15 protein-coding genes and 1 pseudogene are annotated in these 22,132 nt (G+C 41.4%); 7 read left to right on the top strand and 9 right to left on the bottom strand.

Annotated elements, in window-relative coordinates; all coding sequences use genetic code 11:
- The 6 genes from MHN09_RS00730 to MHN09_RS00705 are packed head-to-tail and all read left to right on the top strand — an operon-like array spanning position 1 to position 6,639.
- Entirely contained in the window at positions 1-1,563 is a 1,563-nt protein-coding gene (locus MHN09_RS00730) for a hypothetical protein (RefSeq protein WP_239238595.1), read from the top strand.
- Entirely contained in the window at positions 1,560-2,699 is a 1,140-nt protein-coding gene (locus tag MHN09_RS00725; RefSeq protein WP_239238592.1) for a Gfo/Idh/MocA family oxidoreductase, read from the top strand. Before MHN09_RS00730 ends, MHN09_RS00725 begins: the two co-directional genes overlap by 4 nt.
- Position 2,700: 1 nt before the next feature.
- Positions 2,701-3,753 (top strand): pseudaminic acid synthase, encoded by a 1,053-nt coding sequence (gene pseI / locus MHN09_RS00720; RefSeq protein ID WP_239238589.1) that lies wholly within the window; start codon positions 2,701-2,703, stop codon positions 3,751-3,753.
- A 9-nt stretch (positions 3,754-3,762) separates the two neighbouring features.
- On the top strand, positions 3,763-4,017 hold the full coding sequence (locus tag MHN09_RS00715; RefSeq protein WP_239238586.1) for an acyl carrier protein: 255 nt from the start codon (positions 3,763-3,765) through the stop codon (positions 4,015-4,017).
- The gene (locus tag MHN09_RS00710; protein ID WP_239238583.1) at positions 4,017-5,537 is read left to right on the top strand and encodes a class I adenylate-forming enzyme family protein; all 1,521 of its coding nucleotides are present in this window, start codon (positions 4,017-4,019) and stop codon (positions 5,535-5,537) included. Before MHN09_RS00715 ends, MHN09_RS00710 begins: the two co-directional genes overlap by 1 nt.
- Positions 5,538-5,586: 49 nt before the next feature.
- A complete protein-coding gene (locus tag MHN09_RS00705) occupies positions 5,587-6,639 on the top strand; it encodes a putative sugar O-methyltransferase (protein ID WP_239238580.1) in 1,053 nt (350 codons plus the stop codon).
- 1,737 nt (positions 6,640-8,376) lie between these two features.
- Here MHN09_RS00705 and MHN09_RS00700 read toward each other — a convergent pair.
- The 8 genes from MHN09_RS00700 to MHN09_RS00665 all read right to left on the bottom strand — a co-directional run bounded on the left by MHN09_RS00700 (position 8,377) and on the right by MHN09_RS00665 (position 19,208).
- Positions 8,377-8,751, bottom strand: a complete 375-nt coding sequence (locus MHN09_RS00700; protein ID WP_239238577.1) for a hypothetical protein — start codon at positions 8,749-8,751, stop codon at positions 8,377-8,379.
- 476 nt (positions 8,752-9,227) lie between these two features.
- Positions 9,228-12,590 (bottom strand): 6-hydroxymethylpterin diphosphokinase MptE-like protein, encoded by a 3,363-nt coding sequence (locus MHN09_RS00695; RefSeq protein WP_239238574.1) that lies wholly within the window; start codon positions 12,588-12,590, stop codon positions 9,228-9,230.
- Between the two features lie 309 nt (positions 12,591-12,899).
- Positions 12,900-13,331, bottom strand: coding sequence for a flagellar export chaperone FliS (fliS, locus tag MHN09_RS00690; RefSeq protein WP_239238571.1), 432 nt, complete (start codon positions 13,329-13,331; stop codon positions 12,900-12,902).
- A gap of 14 nt (positions 13,332-13,345) precedes the next feature.
- On the bottom strand, positions 13,346-14,779 hold the full coding sequence (gene fliD / locus MHN09_RS00685; protein WP_239238569.1) for a flagellar filament capping protein FliD: 1,434 nt from the start codon (positions 14,777-14,779) through the stop codon (positions 13,346-13,348).
- Positions 14,780-14,792: 13 nt separating this feature from the next.
- The gene (locus MHN09_RS00680) at positions 14,793-15,260 is read right to left on the bottom strand and encodes a flagellar protein FlaG (RefSeq protein WP_239238567.1); all 468 of its coding nucleotides are present in this window, start codon (positions 15,258-15,260) and stop codon (positions 14,793-14,795) included.
- Positions 15,261-15,354: 94 nt separating this feature from the next.
- Positions 15,355-16,176: a flagellin gene (locus MHN09_RS00675; RefSeq protein ID WP_239238565.1), complete on the bottom strand. Its 822-nt coding sequence runs from the start codon at positions 16,174-16,176 to the stop codon at positions 15,355-15,357.
- A gap of 686 nt (positions 16,177-16,862) precedes the next feature.
- The gene (locus tag MHN09_RS00670; RefSeq protein ID WP_239238563.1) at positions 16,863-17,687 is read right to left on the bottom strand and encodes a flagellin; all 825 of its coding nucleotides are present in this window, start codon (positions 17,685-17,687) and stop codon (positions 16,863-16,865) included.
- A 699-nt stretch (positions 17,688-18,386) separates the two neighbouring features.
- Positions 18,387-19,208, bottom strand: a complete 822-nt coding sequence (locus tag MHN09_RS00665) for a flagellin (protein WP_239238561.1) — start codon at positions 19,206-19,208, stop codon at positions 18,387-18,389.
- Between the two features lie 792 nt (positions 19,209-20,000).
- Here MHN09_RS00665 and MHN09_RS00660 point away from each other — a divergent pair.
- A pseudogene (locus tag MHN09_RS00660) lies at positions 20,001-20,778 on the top strand (IS5 family transposase).
- Positions 20,779-20,903: 125 nt separating this feature from the next.
- On the opposite strand, the gene flgL reads toward MHN09_RS00660, so the two are convergent.
- Positions 20,904-22,127, bottom strand: a complete 1,224-nt coding sequence (flgL, locus tag MHN09_RS00655) for a flagellar hook-associated protein FlgL (RefSeq protein WP_239238559.1) — start codon at positions 22,125-22,127, stop codon at positions 20,904-20,906.
- Between the last annotated feature and the right edge of the window lie 5 nt (positions 22,128-22,132).

The following is a 22,132-nucleotide window of genomic DNA, read 5'->3' as shown; positions in this document are numbered from 1 at the left end:
ATGCGATGTCTTTTTGTCGTTTCAACGTTACCAGAAAAAGGGCTAGGCCATCTTGTGCGATGCAGAGATCTAGCGCGCTTTCTGGCTGATAAAAACATTGACTGCTTATTCGCGGTTGACTGGTACTCACAAGACATTGCTTCTTTCTTAGACGATTTTCAGTGTATCGTTACAACGAGAGCGGCTGATGAAGTCATTAGTCTTATTCAATCGGAAAACATCGCGACACTTATCGTTGATCACTACAGCATAGATGAAGCGTGGGAGAAGCAAGTAGCACCGCATTTGACAAAGCTTGTGGTTTTCGATGATGTGAAACGCAGGCATTACTGCGATGTTTTAATTGATTTTAAATGGCGGGGTAGCAATACCGCTTCGGCTTACGAAGGACTCACCAACCCAGATGCCGTCCATTTGTTAGGGCCGTCTTATGCGTTAGTGCCTGCTTTACCAGGACAAGCTCCTGCGCGAGCCGAACTCACACCTTCCTCACAGCAACATAGTCGTATCATGGTCGGTCATAACTTTCTAAACACCGCTCAGGTCATGACTTTAGCTGCAATGCTGCCGAGCAACGTAATACTCATGCTGGTAGTAGGGCCCCACGACAATATATCGATTGCGAAACTTCAGTCGTGCACCAATGTAGAAGTGCTTCAAGGGAAAACCGAGCTTTTCTCACAACTAAAGAACATAGATCTATACATAGGTGCCGCCGGCGGCATTCTTTATCAACTTCGCGCACTCAACATACCCATGTTGTCCTTTTCTATAGCAGACAACCAAAACTCAGACATACCCGATCTTGAGGATATTGGTCACTATTTTCATATGTCGAGCTTTGATGAAGGGGTGCTGCCAAAATTAGCCGCCTGCTTACGCGTATTTCTCCAACAGCATAAAAGAGTTAAAGCGCTTGGCGACACTGCCGTGGTGAACGTCGATACGTTAGGCTGTGAAAGAATTTACAATGCTATTTATAATAATAAGATTGACAAAACTACCACCAACGTCATAAGTAAAATCTTTATTCCATTGTGCAATGGGTATGAACTCGAAACGATTGACGACACTCACATCAACCGCTATTTGGCGGCGAGAAACCACCCCAAAAATCAAATTCGCATGATTGACCACAGCGAAATTTCAAAGCTTGACCACTATACATGGTGGTTTAACACGAAGCGCCACTCGTATTTACTTTACGAAAACAAAGTACCACAGCTTTACATCTGGCATGAGAGCGTAGTGGTTGACGACAAAACGTTTCTTATTGGGGGGTGGTTTGTCGTAGAAAAAGAAACCAACTTCCAAAGTGCGTTGGTCGCACTGCAGTGGCAGTTAAAACACTGTGAAGAAAACTTTCCCAACACCCCGTGGATTGCAGTCATTCACAAAGACAATAAATTTGTACAATTGCTCAACAAGTATCTTGGGTTTGAAGAAATACCCGCGACGCATGCTTATGATAGTGTTTGTCAAAGCTTATTCCCCCACGCGAACAGTGATGAATTTCAGCGCGTAATGAAAGTGCCTTGCACGAAAGAGGTTCAATCGTCATGACAACGAAAAGTATGAATTACAAACCGTTGAAACTAGGTTTTATTGGCGGCGCACACCGTTCAGCGGTGGGCTACACACACTGGTGCGCCAGCCAACTCGATAATCGCTGGCAGGTTACATCGGGTTGTTTCAGCCGAGATCTCAACCGTTCCGTAGAAACAGGAGGTGTTTGGGGATTAGAACAAAACGCGTGTTACAGTGACTGGCAACGCTACATCGATGAAAAAAAACGCGAAGTCGATGCCATGTGCGTACTGACGCCTACACCAGACCATGTGGATATCGTTTGCCGCCTGCTTGAGAATAATATCCCGGTAATTTGCGAAAAAGCCATGGCTGCCAGCCTGTCTCAGTCACTAAAAATAAAACAGGCTTTAGAGAAACACGGTGGCTTCTTAGGGGTCACGTTTAATTACAGTGGTTATCCCATGGTTCGAGTGCTGAAGAAAATGATCGACGATGGTGATCTTGGAAAGCTAATAAAAATGCGCATCGAAATGCCGTCGGATGGCTTTATTCAACCACCTGAAAAAATGCATCCACAGCCTTGGCGTCTGCAAGATGGTGAAATCCCAACGCTTTTACTCGATCTCGGTGTCCACGTCCATCACCTTTGCGGCTTTCTTACCGGGCAAACCCCCGCTTCAGTTTTGGGCGATTTCAATAACTTCTCTATCTTTGACAACATCGTCGATGACGCCCATTTTTGGGTGGAATATAAAGAAGGGCTAAAAGCAGACTTTTGGGTAAGTAAGACGGCGCTGGGGCATCGCAATGGTTTAAAGTTTACCTTGTACGGTGACAAAGCAAGTGCAACCTGGGTACAGGAAGATCCCGAACACCTTCATATTGCGCACTCTGATAGCCGTCGCGTCATTGTCGACAGAGGAAATTGCGAGCACAAAGAAGAGATTAGAGAGCGGTTTAAACCGGGGCACCCTTCTGGCTTTATCGAAGCATTTGCCAACTTGTACAATGACCTTGCTGATTGTTTAACGCAATTCAAAGAAACTAAATCATTTTCATCACCCTATGTTTTTGGCTGGGCACATGCCCACGAAGGGCTGACAGTATTAGATGCAGCAAGTAAGGCTAATGAGAGCAAGCAATGGGTATCACTAGAGGCAGAACGATAACATGCAACATATAGCTATTGGAGACAGACACATTGGTGAAGGGCAACAGGCCTATATCATCGCTGAACTCTCAGGAAATCATGGTGGCGATATTAACAACGCCATCGAACTATTAAAAGCAGCGCACAGCGCTGGCGCCGACGCGATAAAAATTCAAGTTTACCGGCCGGATACAATAACGCTTAAGTCGTCAAAAGAGGACTTTCTTATTCCTCGTGCCAATGCGTGGGAGAAGTACAATTCGTTGTACGAACTTTATGAGTACGCCCATACGCCGTGGGAATGGCTTCCCACGCTGTTTGAAGAAGCGCAAAAATTGGGTGTGGAATTATTCGGTTCAGTTTTCGATGAAAGTTCAGTCGATGAACTTGAGCAGTACCCCTGTAAGGTTTATAAAATTGCATCGCCTGAAATCGTCGATCTTGCCCTTCTCGAAAAGGTTGCGAAAACCGGTAAGCCCGTCATTGTCTCGACTGGGCTGGCCAATTTAAGTGAGGTCGCCAACGCGGTAAGCCATTTAAGACTGCACGGTTGTAACGATATTGTTTTACTCAAGTGTACAACCGCTTACCCTACCCCTCCAGAGGAAGTGAATTTAAAAACCATACCTAATTTAAAGGACACCTTTAATTGCCTGGCTGGACTTTCTGATCATACAGTAGGCATTGGTGTAAGCATTGCTGGCGTTGCGTTAGGGGCGTGTGTTATCGAAAAACACATCAAACTCGACAATTCAGAAGAAACCGTAGACAGTTTCTTTTCGTTGACTATTTCTGAGTTTCAACAAATGATCAGTGAAATAAGAGCCGCAGAGAAAGCTATCGGAACCGTTAACTACGATTTGACCCCTGAAGCACTCAAAAACAAAAACGGTAAACGCTCTCTCTACGTCTCCGGCGACATGGAAAAAGGTGAGGTGTTTACAGAAAACAACATCAAATCAGTGCGACCCGGCTTTGGCCTTGACCCTAAGTTCAAAAATCAAATTTTAGGAAGAAGAGCAAAGACAAAGCTCACAGTTGGCGACCGCCTTCACTGGGACGTCATTGATTAAGGAACGCACATGTCACAAAGTCACATTACCCAGTTTATTGTTGAATACATAGAAGAGAACACGAGCGAGGCTGCGCCATCAATTGACGCTGCCACTGAGTTCGCAGCGAGCGGCATTTTAGATTCTTTCTCTATATTAAACCTCGTTATCACGTTAGAAAGTGAGTTTGAAATCAAGTTTTCTATCGATGAGCTTTCAGATGAGTCTATTCGCACTGTCGGGCCATTAGCGAGGTTAGTCTATGCGAAACGAGGTGACAGCTAATGAGGGCGTTATATTCACATATTCAGGCAATTAAAAACCTCCAACCAGATAAGGTAGCGCTTTATTTTGATGAACGAAGTTACACCTATCACGAGCTTTTTGAACTGACTTTAAAATGTGAATCATTACTCCTACAAACCGATATTTCACACCCCATTCGTATGGTGGTGATGTCAGAGAGTGCCCCGTACCTTATCGCGTGGGCTCTTTGCCTTGCCAAGACCAACAGTACCCTCATACCGGTCAACTGCCAGCTAACGCGCGAACAGCTGAAAACCGTGGTAAACGCTGCCGACGCGAATGCTGTTTTTTGCGATGAAAAGTTCGTCAAAACTTGCCGTACGATAGATGCAAAAGTGCTGTTGACGAGCAATGAAGTTGACACTGTGCGCTTAACTACCACAGACGCCTGTGTCGACATGGGCAACACTGATATCGATGATTTTTTAATCACGTTTTCATCTGGATCTACGGGTGACCCGAAACCCATCATGGTGGATCAAGCCACAAAACTCGCACGCGCACAGCAGACGATACAGCTTTACGGGTTAACGGCAGACGATGTTGTTTTGTGTGCATCGCCTTTCTTCCACTCATTAGGACAACGACACGTTTTTGTTGCATTGGCGGCGGGCGCAACGCTCGTTTATATGCGACGCTTTACACCCGCAGACTGGGTCGCAGACGTGCACAAATACAAAGTCAGTTTCGTGATAGCCGTGTCTTCTCACCTACAAGCGCTTAAAGATGATTTGGTTTCGAATTCAAATAGACTGCAGTCTCTTAACACCATTGTTTCGTCTTCAGCGCCCATTTCCAATGAGTTGAAAAGCGATTTGTTTAAACATTTGGGCTGCAACTTTCATGAGATTTACGGCACAACGGAAGTTGCTATAGTATCGAACCTCTCCCCTTCAGATGCTGATAAAAAATATGCAACCGTGGGCACTGTTTGTGAAGATATCGAGGTAAAAATCCTTCGCGATGACTTAAGCGATTGCGTTCAAGGGGAGATTGGCGAAATCGTCGTCAAATCACCACTTTTATTTAACGGATACTATGGCAAAGACGATGTTTATTCGCGAAGTCTTGTAGACGGTTTCTTTCGAACCGGCGACGTTGGAAAAGTGGATGATGAAGGCTTTTTAAGTTACGTATCGAGGAAGAAGGATATCATCATTTCGGGTGGTATTAATATTTACCCAAAGGACATTGAAGACGTATTGGTCACCTGTGATGTTATTGACGAAGTCAGCGTAATTGGTGTTCCAGATGACTTTTTAGGTGAAGTCGTCGTAGCGGTTTGTGTAGCAAATAATACTGCTGAACGTGCATTAAGACAAATAGCCAATAGTCAGCTTGCACCATTTCAAAGGCCGTTGAAGTACTTCTTTGTTTCCTCTCTGCCGCTTGGGCCCACCGGGAAAATACAGAAAAACGTGCTTCGAGAAGAATACGCGCCGCTGAATACAGACTGGACCCTCCCTCTAAGAGCTTTGCTTTACGCAGAGAGCAAATAGTCGCTTGTAACGCAGACCATTACCTAAAAGTAGTTAAAAGAAGGAAATTATGGAACGAGATATTTTCGAAAAAACATGCGCAAAAGCCTTTGAAGATATGAAGGCACAATCGACTTTATACCAACCCACAGAATTTTGGGCAAAAGCTTCAGAAAAAATTTTTGAAAATTTAGCCAGCGAAGGCATCGCTAACTTTCGCCGTGCTTCACTGCCGCTTTCTTTTTTCGTTCCCACCTATGGCCAACCTGGTAATGGTTTAGGTCAAACCAGCGAAGCGTTAATACAGGCACTGGCAGACCATATCAATCTATCTGAAAAACAAAAGCAAACGCTGAACGCTATGTTCATTGGTAGGCAGCAAGCAGAAGCTGATTATCGCGTTTTACTTGCCAGTCATTCGCCACAAGCTGACAAAAGCCTACTTAACTTTTCCGAAAGTGAAGTGGGAAATCCCCTAGAGCATTTCGAATTTGATGGAAAAAAGTTCAGCCGCTCAGCGCTGAACTACCTGCTTGGACTCGCTTTTTTAAATCAGTTTACCCCGCTTAAAAACCTTCGTACCGTTGTAGAAATTGGCGGTGGGTTTGGCACGCTTGGGGAGATCTTGGCGAAAACGAATAACAACGTGAAATACATGGACTTCGATATCGCGCCAACGCTCAACGTCGCAGACTACTATTTATCGAACGTATTTGGCCGAGACAATGTCGGTGGCTACTTTCAACAGGAAACACCTGTGGATGCAGGTGAAAGTAATCGCCCACTGAATGTCTTTGGCGCGTGGCAGATAGAGGCGCTCGACGAACCCATCGACTTATTCGTCAACTTCATATCATTTCAAGAAATGGAGCCAGAAGTCGTACAAAACTATCTAAATCATGTAGATAGAGTCAAAACAAAATGGGTACTGCTGCGCAATATACGCGAGGGTAAACAAACCATCAAAGAGCACGGGTTTGGCGTTAACGAACCAATTTACACTGAAGACTACAAAAAAATGTTGCCCAATTATGAACCCATTTCAAGCAATGTCAGGCCCTTTGGATTAAAAACCTTAGATGGTTTTCATTCTGAATTGCTTTTATTTGAGAGAAAGCGTTAGGGTCAATGGTCCTTTTCACTCCTTTCTCAAGCTACGAACCCTTAAGGTCTACTGATATTAGTAACTTTCAAATTGGTAGAATAATGGAAATTCCTTTTGCGTGTTAAGGCCGGTATTCTGTGAAAAATATCGTCTTTATTCTCTTTCACTGAAAGACAAAGAACATCTCGAATAAACTATATAAAGGAAAGATATGAATTATTTTCAAATGGTAGGATTTAATGGGAAAAAAACTTAAAGCAACTAATGGGAGATATTAGTTTTGGTAGCTTAAGAATGATAGATAAAAAAGTGTTATTCAAGAGACATGTCGAGGTTATAAACCTTGAGCTATCTTACGTGTGTAAACGAAAGTGTGATTACTGCCCTGTCAGCTTTTCTGATAGACAAAATACTCAGTCTTACATGGATAAGGACCTTATCGAGAAAATCTGTATAGAATTATCCGAGATTCGTTATGATAACAGAATATCACTGAACCTCTACAATGAGCCGCTGTTAGACGAGAATTTGGCGATAAGATGAGTATTATTCGTAGTTATTTACCCGCAGCTCATATTGGATTCAACTCAAATGGTGACTTTTTACGACTACCTTTAGTTAAAAAACTTTCTCACAGCGGTTTAAATCATATTTGCATTACATTGCCCCCTCACCGAATGTTCATCAAGACAGTAAAATGATTCAGCGTCGCTTACTTAAGCTTTTGGATAGACTTAACTTTAGTAACTATAATGATGAATTAGACATCGCCTTCATTGAATCTAACCGATCATTTTCACTCTAGGTAGAAGGTGTCAGAATATTAATCCAATGGCCAGACTGGAGAAGAGAAGGCACGAATAGAGGCGGTACACTTGGTGAGAAGAATACTCAGAAGAGCAAGAGGACCTCGCCTTGTGCTAGACCATTTCGTGAATTCACGATTTTTTACGATGGTAATGTTCAACCATGCTGCGAATCATTTCACGATAATAAACTTAATCTTGAAAGTGTGGGAAATATTTCAAAACAGAGTGTTTTTGATCTTTATACGTCAAAAAAATTAAATCTAATGAGACGCTCGCTGTATGACTTCAGTGAAAAAACAGGTATATGCTCCTATTGCACTGCTAAGGACTTTAGTTCATATTCCGAAGATCAGTCTAGGAAAAAGTTAATAAGTGAAATTAACATCTCTTCCTTTTCTCCAGAAATACATTGCCGGAATAGATTTGATTAAGCTGGTACGGAAACCTTAGCTAGTTGCTTTTTATAAATAGAGATTATCAAAGGAGTTGCTATTAAGGTACTCAACGGCACTAGTTACTCTGTGAATTTCACGAGGTCTTGATATTGCCAATATGTCTGCCATGACTCAGCGGTTTGTGGATACTTGTTGTCGCATGTTTCAGAAAACAGTTCTAGTTCAAGCAGAGTTTCGTTTTTTGTAGCTGAGCGGTATACACGCTCTTTGAGGTTTTCAGAACGCAGCCGAGAGTCAATATTTGCTGCCAAGCATTTCTGGTGAATGTGGCTACAACAGTGAGATTACGAAGCGTGTTCCCCGTGGTCAGTTGGTCTGAAACAAAGTCCATTGTCCAGACTTCATTTGAGCAACTGCTGGCTATATAGTCTCGTTTACGTCGCACTTCGCTAACGTTACGCTTGGGGCGTTTGGGCTTAGCTGAAGTCCTGCCAAGCAGTACAAGCGATTTACTCGATTCTAGTTAACGTGAAAGCCTTCTCGTTTCAGCATCACATGGATACGTTTGTAAAAATAGCGTACTCGAACTGTGCTATTTCAACAACTCGCTGTCTGAGCGCCCCCTTCAACTCACGGCGCGGCTTATAACGACAAACAGTTCGACTTAACCCTTTCAAGAGGCAGGCTCGGCGCTCGCTTGTCTGATACAATCCCATTAAATGGCGTGTCGCCTTATGGCGCTGCGACACGCCTACCACTTTCGCGTATTTAGATCCTGTTGCGTTGATCTTGTCGAGCGTCAAATCAGAAACAATGCGTTTGAGCTTTTCGTTTTCCTCTCGAAGTTTCTTAAATTCAAGCACCTGATCAGATTTAAGGCCTGCATACTTCCTCCATGCGTAAAATGTGCCCTCGGCAACCACCATTTTTGAGATACCTCCGCGATGCTCACCCCTGCTTCTTGTTGCTTGATAGTAGATACAATCTGTTCAACTGAAAAGCGTTTTGATTTCATGATAAGCGCCTCTTATGGTATTTATCATGTCCAAATTTATCGAGGCTGTGGATCTCTTTATTGGGGGCTGGTCATAAACTGGAGACATTTGAGATCTCAAAAATTGAACGTTAACCGAGTGGCAACATCACTACAATTGGCAACATTCTCTCGGCTCATTCAAAAGTAAAAATCCAATGGATATAGTATGTGAACGCCTTGAAAAAACAACGCTTTAGAAAGACGTTCACGATAATTACGAAACTGAAAATGAACGCATTCAGCTATCGTATTATCAGCGTGATCTACAAATACTAAAAGTGAAATTATGTCTATGAATCACACATGTAATGACTTACTTACACGGCTCGCTTTCTGTGTGAACGTAAGTAAAGCACAAGACAGAAGTCAAAGCACCAAAAACAGATTCTCTTCCCTAACAAAAGGTAGAAACCTAAAACGTTCGTCTGCACCACTCACCATCTCTTCTTCACTTAAATACTCACGCGTAAAAGCTGTATAATAATAAGACTCATAACAAATAAAGGACGACAAGCAAGTAAACTCCGCTAGGTACTCAGACAAGACATCAAGTGACTCTCTTTCAGTGAGTTTAGGCACCACCACTTTGATTGACGGGGTACATGTCGCGGCATTTAATGCAATAAAAAACGCGTAGTTTTCTTTAGTGCCAAAGCCCTCGAAAAGGTAGTTCTTGTGGCTGAAGTACTGAGGAAAGTAAACGAATAAGGCGTCAACGTCTTCTCGTAGCAACCTATCTAAATCTCCTTGATTCGTTACAATCAAGCACAGCTTTTCTCCACTTCGCGGGGTAAGCGCAGGGTCGTCTTGATAAAATTCAACGCGAAGCTTTTTACTGGTTAGCGAAGGCTTGTTGAACTGTACGCGAAGTAATTTTGCAGCGCTCTCTAATGCTGTTGTAGCGTACTCACTATATGCCGTTAAGTTCTGCCCAACATAGTATTCAGGCACTCTTATCTGAGCACGCTCCAGTGGGCTGCACGATATGAAGTCGAGTTCGTAAGGGGCAATTGCCATGCTCGCGCTAGTGTCAGCCAAAAACAACATCCACTGCTCTCTTATTAGGTTGAGCAGCTCCAGACATTCCGCATCGTTTGACATATTCAACGCTTTGCTTAACATAGTATTGACGTAGTTTACCGAACCGTGTAAGTAATACATAACAATTGGTTTACCATCTACAAATAGCTCAATAATAGTCTCTCTGTTTTGTATTACCGCTTTCTCTGCGTCATTTCTGCTCTCGAAAGGTACACTCATAACCTCTTCAAGCAAACTAAAACCGTAAAGTAAGTCGCTGTTTTTTATTTCTTGATGAAAACGCTTAGAAAAAACTTCGTTGTCCAGCACTTGATGTGCCGTATTTTCTATCCAGTCGATTACTCTTTTTTTCTTTCGATTGTCGGATAAAATCAACATGTTTTCAGGTACCAACGGAATAGTACCTTTTATTTTGGCACCGTCATTTAAATTGTATACATCGACATCATGAGTGGCATTTTCTAATGCCAGCTCCATAATTGTTTTGGACATTTTAAATTCGTGTTTGGTGTTAACTAATGGCCTAAAATTGCCTTCGACGGTTAAAGATGTATTGTAGACCTTTGTATATTCAATTAATTCTTTCCCATCTTCGAGGTAATAACCGGACTGTTGTGAATGATGGTGTTTTTGGTCGACAAACCCAAGATCGACACCAAAAAGATAAATTTGTTTAAAACCAAGCTCTAGCGCGCAGTCAATCGCAAAGTTAGATACTGTAGGATAAGAGTATTTTAACGAGGAAAATTTATGTTCGCTAAACAGGGACTCAATAATAAGCGTTGCTGCTTCTCCTTCTTTTAGGGTCAAAAAGGCATTTTTATACGATTTTATCACGTCTGGATGAACGCCATTTCCACTAATTAAGTTAATTTTTTTTAAGTACTCGTTATCACCTAATCTTATCAACCAATCATAAGGTGACCTATTTATCTCCAAATCAACATGATAATCAGGCACAATATCGTTTTTATACAGTACTTGTAATGCTGTGCCACAACTAATGACTATCGCATTAGCATGCTCTTCTTTCAAAATAGGGATAAGATTATCCAAGGAAGGGCCGTTTCCAACAACAAAAACAGGTACTTCATTCAAGACGCTAGGTGCAGTCTCTTTCTTTAACAAATACTTGAAATTGTTTTCAACTGCCCACTTGCTGTGCGAAATTATATATCGAGAATTCTCGAAGTTATCACTTAACCCTATTACCAGTCTTATTTCTTCTCGTAAGTTATTCAGCGTGGGTTCAAGCACATCATTATCATAACTTTTGAACAAAAACATGTTTGCCAAATTATAACTACCGGCCCTATCAAATTGGGTGAGAAAGTCCTCCACTAAATTTGAGCCATCGTCGCCAACATTAAGATAAATACTACTCTCGTTGGCATCCATTTTTTCAAGCAAAGCTGCCCAATCTATTGAAAATAATGAAGAATAAAAAAAATCTCGATTTGGCTCATAAATAAACAACTTGCCTACTTCATGAGAATCTAACAAGCGCTGTAATTGGTAGCCATTACCAACACCGAAAAGGAGAAGTGATTTAATGTCACGGTGCAATATCGTGCTTTCTTTAGTGACCTTCTTAAATTTGTCTTGAATTCTTACCGCTGTTCGGTAATGAAAATGAGGATAAAGTTTTCCTCCAGAGTAGTTTAATACCAATTCATCTCGACTCGGATTGCCTTTAAACATTGTGTAGATGTTTTCGGACTCTTCTTTACTTTTGTCGCCTAACAAGTAAGTTTTATATTTAAGGTTGAATAAATTTACTTCGCCAGATGAATTAGCAACAACTTCCCAGTTTATAGGGGTATAATTTGCAAACTCTTCCGCTATATCTGGGAAGTACTTTTTAAACGCAGATAAATTATTGGTGAATACTTCATAATTTAAATTTTCACCGCTCCATGATGTGTCAGTTACAACTGGCGGCCACTTTGGTAAATAGTCTTCAAACGTCTTCTCGTTTATATGGTGTCTTAAATCTCGTCCTATGCGCCAATCATTTGAAGATAGTTCATCTTTAATATCATCAAATTCACTGCTGTGATAATGAAAATAAACCCATAGCGAATTAATACCAAATGCGTTATGAAGTTCACTTAAGTCTGCAAACAGCGACTTTCCATTGTTAGGAACTTGAAAATAAAGCGAAACATTTTGACTCCTTGCAAGGTCAAAAATGATAGGCCAAAACTCAGTGTAAAGTGAGCAAAATAATAAGTCTAAGTTGGGCTCATAAATGATGATGTGTTTTATATCTGCCGACTGCATAAGCGCTAGAATGTGCTGGCCTAGCCCGATACCAAATATAATAATGGCTTGTTCGTGAGAAGGGGTTGTGCTACTTATTGCAGAGCCATCAGGCTGCGTAAGCACAAGTGATTGTGGAGCGGCCAGAAACTGTTCAACATGTTGCGCTACCGACTTTTTGGGATCTTTGCCATAAAATACCGAACCTGAGCTAGACTCAACGATGTCTAATTCACCATCTTTGTTGGCAAAAATAGAACTATGCTGAAATGTATAATTTTCAAGCAATTGATAAACAGATGGAACAATACGTTGAAAGCACTTCAAACTTTTAGTGTAGTTTTTTGTTACTACCGGGAGGAGCGCCTCTTCCTTTTCTAACTGTGATTCTTCGTCTTCAATGAATAGCTGGATGGCTTTACGCATTATTATTTGTATCTCTCGACCGCTTGCTTCGCTCTTTTGAGCTTTATTACCTCATTTTTTGCATCATTACGCAAACTTGAACTTATTTCTTCAAGTCTTTTATTTCTCTTTAGTTCAAAGGTAACAAATTGCTGTTTAAATTCAGCAGTTATTTTATTCAATTCTCTAATCACTAGCTTGTGTCTTAACACAACTAGTTTCAGTAACAAAGCAGACTGGTCACCCTCAGACACTAATGTCGATTCGATTCTATTGTTTATTACACGAAGAAAAACAGGTGTTAGTGAGTGATTGAGGCAGATCGAATGATCATCGTTCATTTGATGCAGCCAATTCCTTTTGTTGATATGCCTCTAGTTTGGCACTCTCAGGTATAGAAATCCATGCGTCCCTTATTGGTTCTAATAGACTATATGCTTCATCAAGCTTCGCTTTATCGTCATTAAAATGACCTTCATTAACAATTTCGACAATATAGTTGTACAACGCAAAAAGGTTTTCCGCTATTTCCCCACCAACGTCCATGTCTAAGGTGTCTCTTAGATAGATAACAATTGATGTGGCTTTGGTCACAAATTTTGATTTATTAACAAAGTCTTTTCGTTCCATAGCCCCTTTAGCATAGGCAATACGGTCCATGGCACCTTGCAACAGTAATAGTGTTAACTTATGCGGGTCAGCTGTTGAGACAGCTTGCTTAACATTATTCTTTTGATAAGCATTTATTCCACGTAACGACATAATAACTCCAGTCTTTAAATAAGTGCTGCAAATAACGCCGAACCTGTTTGGTTCAACTGGGAAATAGTTCTATCCAGGTTCACATACCTTGAACGCACGGTTTGTTCAAAGTTTGTCATTCTGAGTTCTAATGCTTCTCGCGCTGTTTCAACATTGTCTTTTTCATCTCGCGCACTACGCTCTCTGAGATTTATAAGACCGCTAGACGAAGAGTATTGCTCTACCAAGTCGTATAGCCTTACAGCAATACCATTGTTTTCATTGTTGAATAGTGTTGATATATCGTCGAAGTTGTCTTCAAGGGCTTCATCTAAGCGTTTTTGACCAGAACCAAGACCAAAGTCCTCAGTTCCTATTTCAAGTCTACCATCTTCGTTAAGCTCTATCCCTAACTGAAAGAGGCTACTTAGCTCAGAGCCAGAGACCTCTTCACCAACAATCGTACTAATATTCAACTGTAACCCTCGTAATAAAGAATCACCAGCAAGTGGACCATCACTATCCTCAGATGTAGCGCCATAACGTGTCAGGCGCTCTATTTCATCAACAAGCGAGTTATAACTGCTAATAAAACTCTTGATATCCTCTTCAACGCCCTCTTTATTGAAGCCAATCGTCAAGTTGGTCGCCAGCTGATCTCCGTTACTATTCGATCGCGAGATTTCGTTAACAGTAAAAGAAACACTTTGAATTGTATTCTCAAATTCATTGCTGGCACTTTGCACTTCAATACCATCAACAAATGCAATCGCATTTTGTGCAGATTGGATATTATTGACGTCGATATTGTTTGTTCCGCCAGTGGTAGATAAGCGATCTAACTCGGCATTTCCACTGTCATTGGTTATGACCAAGTTATTACCATCACCCACTTTATCGGACAATATGACTAAACGCGGCCCATCACCAGTACCTGTCTCAATGATGTTTGCCGTTACGCCAAAATTATCCTCTGAATTGTTAATCAGTTCTCGAAACTCGGTAAGAGTGGTTGTGTCATCCACGTTAATTGTGAAGCTATCGTCAGCACCTATACTAAACGTAAGAGACCCGGTTCCTGAAGATAGCAGCGCATCTGAACTTGATGTAAAAGCGCCAGCATCAGTTGTAATTCTACTGCCAGAGGCTAGTTGCTGAACGACGATTTCATACGACCCGCGTAATGCAGAGTTAGACGCATCAGCGGACAAAACATCATCATCGTCAGAGGGATTAGTTATGGTTGGCTCACGACTATTTAAACTGCTGCCACTGCGAAGCTCATCAACAGCATTTTGAAAGTCAGACACTTTAGACTTAATCTGCCCCAGTGCCGAAATTTCCGCGTCAACAGCTTGCTCTCTCGCATTAAGACGATTTTCTCGAGGCTGCCTCTCAGCTGAAATGAGTTGTCGTACTAAATCATCGAGCGCTAGGCCCGAGCCTACACCTAAAGAACTTATCGACATCACTCACCTCTTATTAAACCTGATTATTTATCAATACTCCGACACGGCTTCCGACATCTTGCTGTAACTCTTGGATACGTTCTGCAAGCACAAGCAGTTCCTCTGAAGGAATTTGCCTTATTACATCACCAGAATCAGAGTCTAATACAGTAACCACCGAACGTTCAGTATTTTCGTCTATAGAAAACGTTAAGTTGCGATTTTGCCCCTGTAGAAATGATTCTACGCGCGATATTGCATCACCCAACTGCATTTCGTTTCCTGCTCTGTTCTCTATATCGGACGTATCTTGAAGAACTTGAGACAAATTTTGTATTACGTTTCCTTGATTATCAGTACTTTCAGAAACCGATTTTGAACTGCGCTCATTGCTGTAGCTTGTTTCATTTTGCTGAACTTGTGGCAATTGAGCTGAAGCTTCAACTCTAGTCGACAAAGCTACAGCAGTAGTCTGACCACCTTGAATATTTTTAATATCCATCGACTAACCTCCTCACTCAAACAACAAAACGGGCGCCCACATAGTAGTAAACACCCGTTGCATTTATATTTAAGTATACTATCTCAAAGTAAACTTAACCAAGTAAAGATAACGCGGCTTGCGGGCGCTGATTTGCCTGGCTTAATACAGAAAGAGACGCCTGCTGAATGATTTGATTTCTTGTCAGGTTGGCGGTCTCTGATGCAAAATCGGTGTCTCTAATTTGCGCTCTTGCAGATGAGATATTTTCGGAAATATTTCCTAAATTTCGAATTGTAGACTGAAATCTATTTTGAGTAGCACCAAGCTCAGCCCTAGTTGAACCTATCCTAGAGATGGCATTATCCACCTGCGTCATAAGTGCAGTAGCACCAGCGGATGTTGTTACATCGTCTGTCAACGATAGGTTAGCGGCACTAAAACCTGTACCTCCTCCGATTGCCACATCAATTGTCTGATTTTCATTGGCACCAACTAAGAAGCTAGAGCTGAAGCTCCCACTCAATAAAGTGCGGCCACCAAAATCAGTATCAGTGCTAATGCGCGTAATTTCGTCTTTAAGTGCAGTCACCTCCTCGTTCAAAGCTGCTCTGTCAGCGGTGCTATTTATTCCATTTTGTGCCTGAACAGCCAAAGTACGAATGCGCTGAAGTGCATTCGTGGTTTCTTGTAACGCACCTTCCGCAGTTTGCACAACAGAAACTCCGTCATTCGCATTACGACGAGCTTGATCTAAACCTTGAATTTGCGATGTAAGCCTATCCGAAATCTGCAAGCCCGCTGCATCATCTGCGGCACTGTTGATACGGAAACCTGACGAAAGACGCTCGAACGATGTACTTAACGAGTTGCTCACGTCAAATAACTGACGCTGTGCATTCAATGACGACGCATTAGTATTTACAAATAAAGACATAAATTACCTCCTGGCGACCTGACATACGACTTCGCGTTGTCAAATCCTTTCAGTTTGAGTTGACTCGGTCACTACTCCGTCTCAACTCCCGTTTAAAAGTAAAGCGAATTACCCCTCAACAATGTTATCGACACCGTTCTCTACTTCTTTAGCATTTTTTTGTTATTTTTTTAATCAACTCTTACTTCACTGGTTTTTAAAGGTTTTTACGAGCGATGAATGTTCATAATGAATCGAATAACATATCCAAGATTTGATAGGTGTGGCTTTACGCTAGCGTATGTTTTTTATAGAGAGCAACTATAGATACCTACACTATTATCGGTACTTGCTTTTTTGAACGGGCAGATAATATTGCGCCACCGATTTTAAGTCGAAGTGGTGCGTATTTTGCTAAACTCTATTTGAAGCGGTTGATGCTCAACTAAATTTGCTTTTGGCAGGGTGTTTCGGTAACAATAAAAAAAACCGAGACATGATGTCCCGGCCAAATTGCTCTAGTTAGGAGATTGAGCAAATTCTGTTTAAGTCTACAAACAAATATTTATTAGGATGAACTGGCCTCTCAACCAAAACTTCTGATTTATGTTAGTAGGCTATTTTGTATGATGACGGCCTTTATGGCCGTCATTTTCAATTAGGAATGACCTCTCAACTTCTTTCCATTATTTTAGATGTCTACCTTATTAACCGCCTAATAGAGATAATGCAGCTTGGGGACGCTGATTAGCCTGAGACAATATTGTCGTCGTAGCTTGTTGCAATATCTGATTACGGGTCAATTCTGCCGTTTCTGCGGCAAAGTCAGTGTCTCTAATACGCGCTCTTGCAGATGAAACGTTTTCCGAAATATTAGCCAAATTTCTTATTGTAGATTGAAACCTATTTTGTACCGCGCCTAATTCAGCTCTCGTTGAACCTATTCTAGATATAGCATTATCTACCTGCGTCATAAGGGCACTAGCACCAGCAGATGTTGTAACATCGTCTGTCAACGATAGATTAGCTGCACTAAAACCACTTCCTCCCCCAATACCAACGTCAATTGTCTGATTTTCATTGGCACCGACTAAGAAAGTAGCATTGAAACTTCCACTTAGTATCGTTAAACCACCAAACTCGGTATCTGTGCTAATCCGCGTAATCTCATCTTTGAGTGCAGTTACTTCCTGATTCAAAGCAACTCTATCAGCAGTATTATTAATGCCATTTTGTGCTTGAATAGCCAAAGTACGAATGCGTTGAAGTGCGTTAGTAGTTTCTTGTAATGCGCCCTCAGCCGTTTGTGCGAGGGATATGCCATCATTAGCATTACGCTGTGCCTGATCCAGCCCCTGTATTTGCGAAGTAAGTCTATCAGAAATTTGTAACCCAGCGGCATCGTCTGCTGCACTATTAATACGAAAACCTGATGACAGTCTTTCAAACGCCGTACTTAAGTTATTCCCTGATGTAAACAATTGACGCTGAGCGTTTAATGACGAAACATTAGTATTTACGAACAAACTCATTTTCTTCTCCTAACTATTTAAAATATTAACGCTATTGTTATTATTATTTTGCGCAATCTTTTTGGTATGATTCGTGCTTAAAAGTTAATGTCAGAGTATTCTGACGTTCTATTGGCACACTACCAATAGAGCTTGCTAAACAGAGAATATTATTCTCTTTGCTAGCTGGTGAGTTTGTGTACTCAGACATCAAACCTCTCACTACCTCCTGGCTTCACTCTCGCCAGTTAGCAGACTTTATGCGAATCACCAACTCTTTTTATTTATCGGCTTTTCAAAAAATTACTTTAAAAGTTTTTATATTGAAAAGCATAAAACCTTAAATATTTGTTTTTTTTAAAAAATTAAAAAATCAAAAAAGTAATAGAAAGGAGTAGAAAAATAAACATTAACCTTATCTTTTAAACCTTGATAAGAAATATGTAACTTTATCTCCCCTTTGTAATAGTTATCGTCCGACAAGTGAGATTGCTTGAACTTTTTTTATAAAAAAATACACTTTATTACTCAGACAGGGATGGGATCTAAAGTCGATGTGGTTTTTTGGGGGGGGAGAAGCGACGAATACCCACACCTTATTAATATGGCTGACTATGTCGGGCTATCAGTATAATCTACAATGTATAGAAAAAAGGCCAGTACATACTACTGACCTTTTCTTGCTAGAGCGCTACCTCTCAGCATGACTTACGGGGTTTATTAACCTAGAAGTGATAGCGCCGCTTGAGGTCTCTGGTTAGCCTGAGATAGTACGGTTGTGCTCGCTTGCTGAATGATCTGGTTTCTGGTTAAATTAGCGGTCTCAACAGCAAAATCAGTATCTCTAATTTGTGCACGTGCTGCAGACACATTCTCTGATATATTGCTAAGATTTCGGATTGTAGACTGAAATCTATTTTGAGTAGCACCAAGCTCGGCCCTTGTTGAACCTATTCTGGAGATAGCGTTATCCACCTGCGTCATAAGTGCAGTAGCACCAGCGGATGTTGTTACATTGTCTGTCAACGATAGGTTAGCGGCACTAAAACCAGTACCTCCTCCGATTGCCACATCAATTGTTTGATTTTCATTAGCTCCAACTAAGAAACTAGCGTTGAAACTTCCGCTCAGTATCGTTAAACCACCAAACTCAGTATCTGTGCTGATCCGTGTGATTTCATCTTTGAGTGCGGTGACTTCTTCATTCAAGGCAACTCTGTCAGCAGTGCTATTGATCCCATTTTGTGCCTGAACGGCAAGAGTACGGATACGCTGAAGTGCATTCGTGGTCTCTTGTAAGGCACCTTCCGCAGTTTGTGCAACTGAAATACCATCGTTAGCATTTCGTCTCGCCTGATCTAACCCTTGAATTTGTGAGGTTAAACGATCTGAAATTTGCAGGCCTGCAGCATCATCGGCAGCACTGTTGATGCGGAAGCCTGAAGATAGGCGTTCAAAAGAAGTACTTAGTGAATTTCCAACATCAAAAAGCTGACGCTGGGCATTCAATGAAGATACGTTGGTGTTGACAAATAAAGACATGTTGTCTCTCCTACATTTTTATCCAGCGACGGCTGGCAATCGGGCTAACCGAAATTTTAGTATACGTAGTCATCAAAACCTGAGGGGTAATTGATGAACTGGCTCTCTCAGAATTTGTATCGACATCAAACAGATTCCCTTTAGGATAAATTACGATATTTTGCCGATAGGCGGTAAAGTGTTGCCGTAAGGTAAAGATAAAACGCCGCATAACTAATGGATTTTTAAGGGAGAATTAGCATAAAGAATAGCTTGAGGCTTTTAGAAAAAAGTTCCAATCTAAGCCAACTGAACATAGTACTTTTAATGAGTCTTACCCAAAATATACACGACGAAAGTAGAAAGGCGCCACTGTGTCATGGCCAATAAGCAACCGTTCACTTTAGCTCAAAAATGTTCTTTTGATGATTTAATTACCGGAAAGAAATAATTCCGGGTTTCAGCCAAAGTGTGTATTCAAGAAGACAAAGCATTTAAGGATTCATAAATTATTTGTGATGACAATAGATTAACGCTTGGGAGTAACGAAAATGACCTACTTAGGCTATTGAAAAACGTTGCTTGGTAGTTAAGGCAGTGCCTCAAAGCTTTTTAGAGGAAGTATTAACCGGGAATCTCGTGAATTTTCCACCCAAATGTGACTATTCAACAGTGAAACGAAAAAGCTGATTGCGTTATATAAATTTCCAAGTAATAGGGATACTAGAGCGTGTTGATCTTTGTGGTATGAAAAGTAAACAGCAATAGGGCCGGTTATAATGATTCCGCCAAAAAACAATCTAACTAACGCTAATGCCGAGACTTATGCTAACAGATGATAGCTGGAAACTGCTATCGAGAATCATGTATTTAACAGGTCGAATTTACAACAAGCCTGAACACCGAATGACACTTGAAGGTATTTTGTACCGTATGCGCACAGGTATTCCGTGGCGAGATTTACATAAGGAGTTTGGCGATTGGAGCGCAGTATTCAGGCGTTTTAATTTATGGTCTAAGAAGGGCGGTCTGACTGAGATTTTCAAATTTTTAGATCGGCTCAGTGACCCACAGTGGTTATTTATTGATGGCAGTATTGTTAAGGCTTATCAAGACGGAACTAATGTCAGAGCTCAGACACAATAAGCCATTGGGAAAAGTCGCGGAGGTGAATCAACAAAAATACATTTAGCTGTTGATAGCGGCGGCTTACCTGTCTACTTCGAGCTCTCAGGGGGGGCAGTCCCATGATGTCAGTCACGGTCAATCTCTGGTTGAGTCTTCACCTGATTCTGAAGTAGTTGTTGCAGACAAAGGCTACGACAATCAGACTTTTCGAGACTTAGTCAGCAGCCCTAACTCTAAGCATGTCGTCCCAAGAAAAAGCAACAATGAAACGGGTAATGATGATATTGATTGGGCGATGTATCGCTATCGCCATTTAGTCGAAAATGCCTTTTTGAAAATTAAGAGGTTTCGAGCCGTGGCGACTCGATATGATAAGTTAGCCAGAAACTACCGTAGCGTGGTGGCACTGGCTTTTGCGATTATGTGGCTACCAATGTGGGTTGAATATGTACAGCAAAGATGAACACGCTCTAGAAGAAAACAGCAATCTTTATGCCTCCTACTGATGCAATATAGACAACGAGCCAAAGTTAACACAGCAGAACAAAGTCCACTTACAGGCGTTGATGCATCAACCGATTAACGATTTTAAATATAGTTGAATAGCGATAAATTACTTACCTGAGGGAATGTCGCTAATGCAGCACTTAAAGCTGTTTCTTGCTTCGCAAATTCAGTAGATGCTTCTGCATAATCCACATCCTGAATTGATGAACGCTGTGCTTTCGCGGCAATTTCCATATCTAAGTTACTTTCATAAATACTTTCAGCTATGTTTAAACGGCTTCCTATTGAAGCGTGTTCTAGCGACAATTTTTCTAAGCTATTATCTAAACCAACCAAAGCATCTGAAATTGATTCCTGTAGTTCAAAACTGTCAATCGATGAGTCATTTAATACTACTTGTATTTCGTGCAGTGTCTGAGCCATGCTCTTCTTCTCGGGTGCATCTAAAGACAAATCGATGCTATCTCCAGGTACGGCCGTAACTTCAAACTCCATTCCCTTAATCGTAAATGGCTGACCCGAAATGTAAGCAACAGACTCGACAATAGCCCCCGTACCTTGGTTAACTAACTCAGCCTGACCTGTTGCTAGGAAGTTTATACGGTAGTCATTGTTGCCCGCATTTACGGGGTCGTAATTTTTGTCGAAAAAGGTATCAAACGTTCCCTGTTGCTTTACAGATGCATTATTAACCGTTGCTGTAGTACTAGGGTCGACGGAAAATTTAAAACGCGAAAGCACATTTTCAAATACTTCGTACCCATTGCTTGTTGACTGAATTTCAGAGCTATTTGAGAGTTGAACAAAGCTCACACCAGCATCGCCTGCAAAGGTAATGGCATTCCCACCCGCAGCTGGGTTATATTCAAACGCCTGATTACTCGATTGAAAGCCGGCATACAGATAATTGCCGTCTGCATCTTGGGTGTTCATAAGATCAAATATTTCAAGTTTGATCTGTTCTAATTCAGCCCCAATAGCCTTTCTGTCAGGAGAATCTAGAGCACCACTACCTGCCTGTATTACTAGCGTACGCGCACGGTTAATTGAATTGGTAATATTCGTCAATACAGCTTCCTGCTGTTCGAGCGAACCTGTTACTAGATCATTGTTGCGCTGAAATTGGGTTAGCTCATCAATTTCCTCGGTTAAGCGCAGTACTTTCGCAGCGCCAACAGGGTCATCGCTAGGCGTGATTATGCGTTTACCAGTTGCTAACTGCTCTTGAGTCTTCGCCAAATCGCCCTGATTTTGCATAATCGAGCGCATGTTTTGATCATAAATTTGATTCGTTGATATGCGCATAACTC

It is taken from the genome of Alteromonas sp. MmMcT2-5 (assembly GCF_022348315.1).
Lineage (GTDB): Bacteria > Pseudomonadota > Gammaproteobacteria > Enterobacterales > Alteromonadaceae > Alteromonas > Alteromonas macleodii.
The sequence above is the reverse complement of the archived record's forward strand: the minus strand, read 5'-3'. Positions and strand labels throughout refer to the sequence as shown.

Excerpts from the sequence above, each read along its gene's own strand:
- MHN09_RS00715 (WP_239238586.1), top strand. The coding sequence starts at position 3,763 with ATGTCACAAAGTCACATTACCCAGTTTATTGTTGAATACATAGAAGAG.
- MHN09_RS00695 (WP_239238574.1), bottom strand. The coding sequence starts at position 12,590 with ATGCGTAAAGCCATCCAGCTATTCATTGAAGACGAAGAATCACAGTTA.
- MHN09_RS00670 (WP_239238563.1), bottom strand. The coding sequence starts at position 17,687 with ATGAGTTTGTTCGTAAATACTAATGTTTCGTCATTAAACGCTCAGCGT.
- MHN09_RS00705 (WP_239238580.1), top strand. The coding sequence starts at position 5,587 with ATGGAACGAGATATTTTCGAAAAAACATGCGCAAAAGCCTTTGAAGAT.
- fliD (WP_239238569.1), bottom strand. The coding sequence starts at position 14,779 with ATGTCGATAAGTTCTTTAGGTGTAGGCTCGGGCCTAGCGCTCGATGAT.
- MHN09_RS00710 (WP_239238583.1), top strand. The coding sequence starts at position 4,017 with ATGAGGGCGTTATATTCACATATTCAGGCAATTAAAAACCTCCAACCA.
- MHN09_RS00675 (WP_239238565.1), bottom strand. The coding sequence starts at position 16,176 with ATGTCTTTATTTGTAAATACTAATGCGTCGTCATTGAATGCACAGCGT.
- flgL (WP_239238559.1), bottom strand. The coding sequence starts at position 22,127 with ATGCGCATATCAACGAATCAAATTTATGATCAAAACATGCGCTCGATT.
- MHN09_RS00725 (WP_239238592.1), top strand. The coding sequence starts at position 1,560 with ATGACAACGAAAAGTATGAATTACAAACCGTTGAAACTAGGTTTTATT.
- MHN09_RS00700 (WP_239238577.1), bottom strand. The coding sequence starts at position 8,751 with ATGGTGGTTGCCGAGGGCACATTTTACGCATGGAGGAAGTATGCAGGC.
- MHN09_RS00730 (WP_239238595.1), top strand. The coding sequence starts at position 1 with ATGCGATGTCTTTTTGTCGTTTCAACGTTACCAGAAAAAGGGCTAGGC.
- MHN09_RS00680 (WP_239238567.1), bottom strand. The coding sequence starts at position 15,260 with ATGGATATTAAAAATATTCAAGGTGGTCAGACTACTGCTGTAGCTTTG.
- pseI (WP_239238589.1), top strand. The coding sequence starts at position 2,701 with ATGCAACATATAGCTATTGGAGACAGACACATTGGTGAAGGGCAACAG.
- MHN09_RS00665 (WP_239238561.1), bottom strand. The coding sequence starts at position 19,208 with ATGTCTTTATTTGTCAACACCAACGTATCTTCATTGAATGCCCAGCGT.
- fliS (WP_239238571.1), bottom strand. The coding sequence starts at position 13,331 with ATGTCGTTACGTGGAATAAATGCTTATCAAAAGAATAATGTTAAGCAA.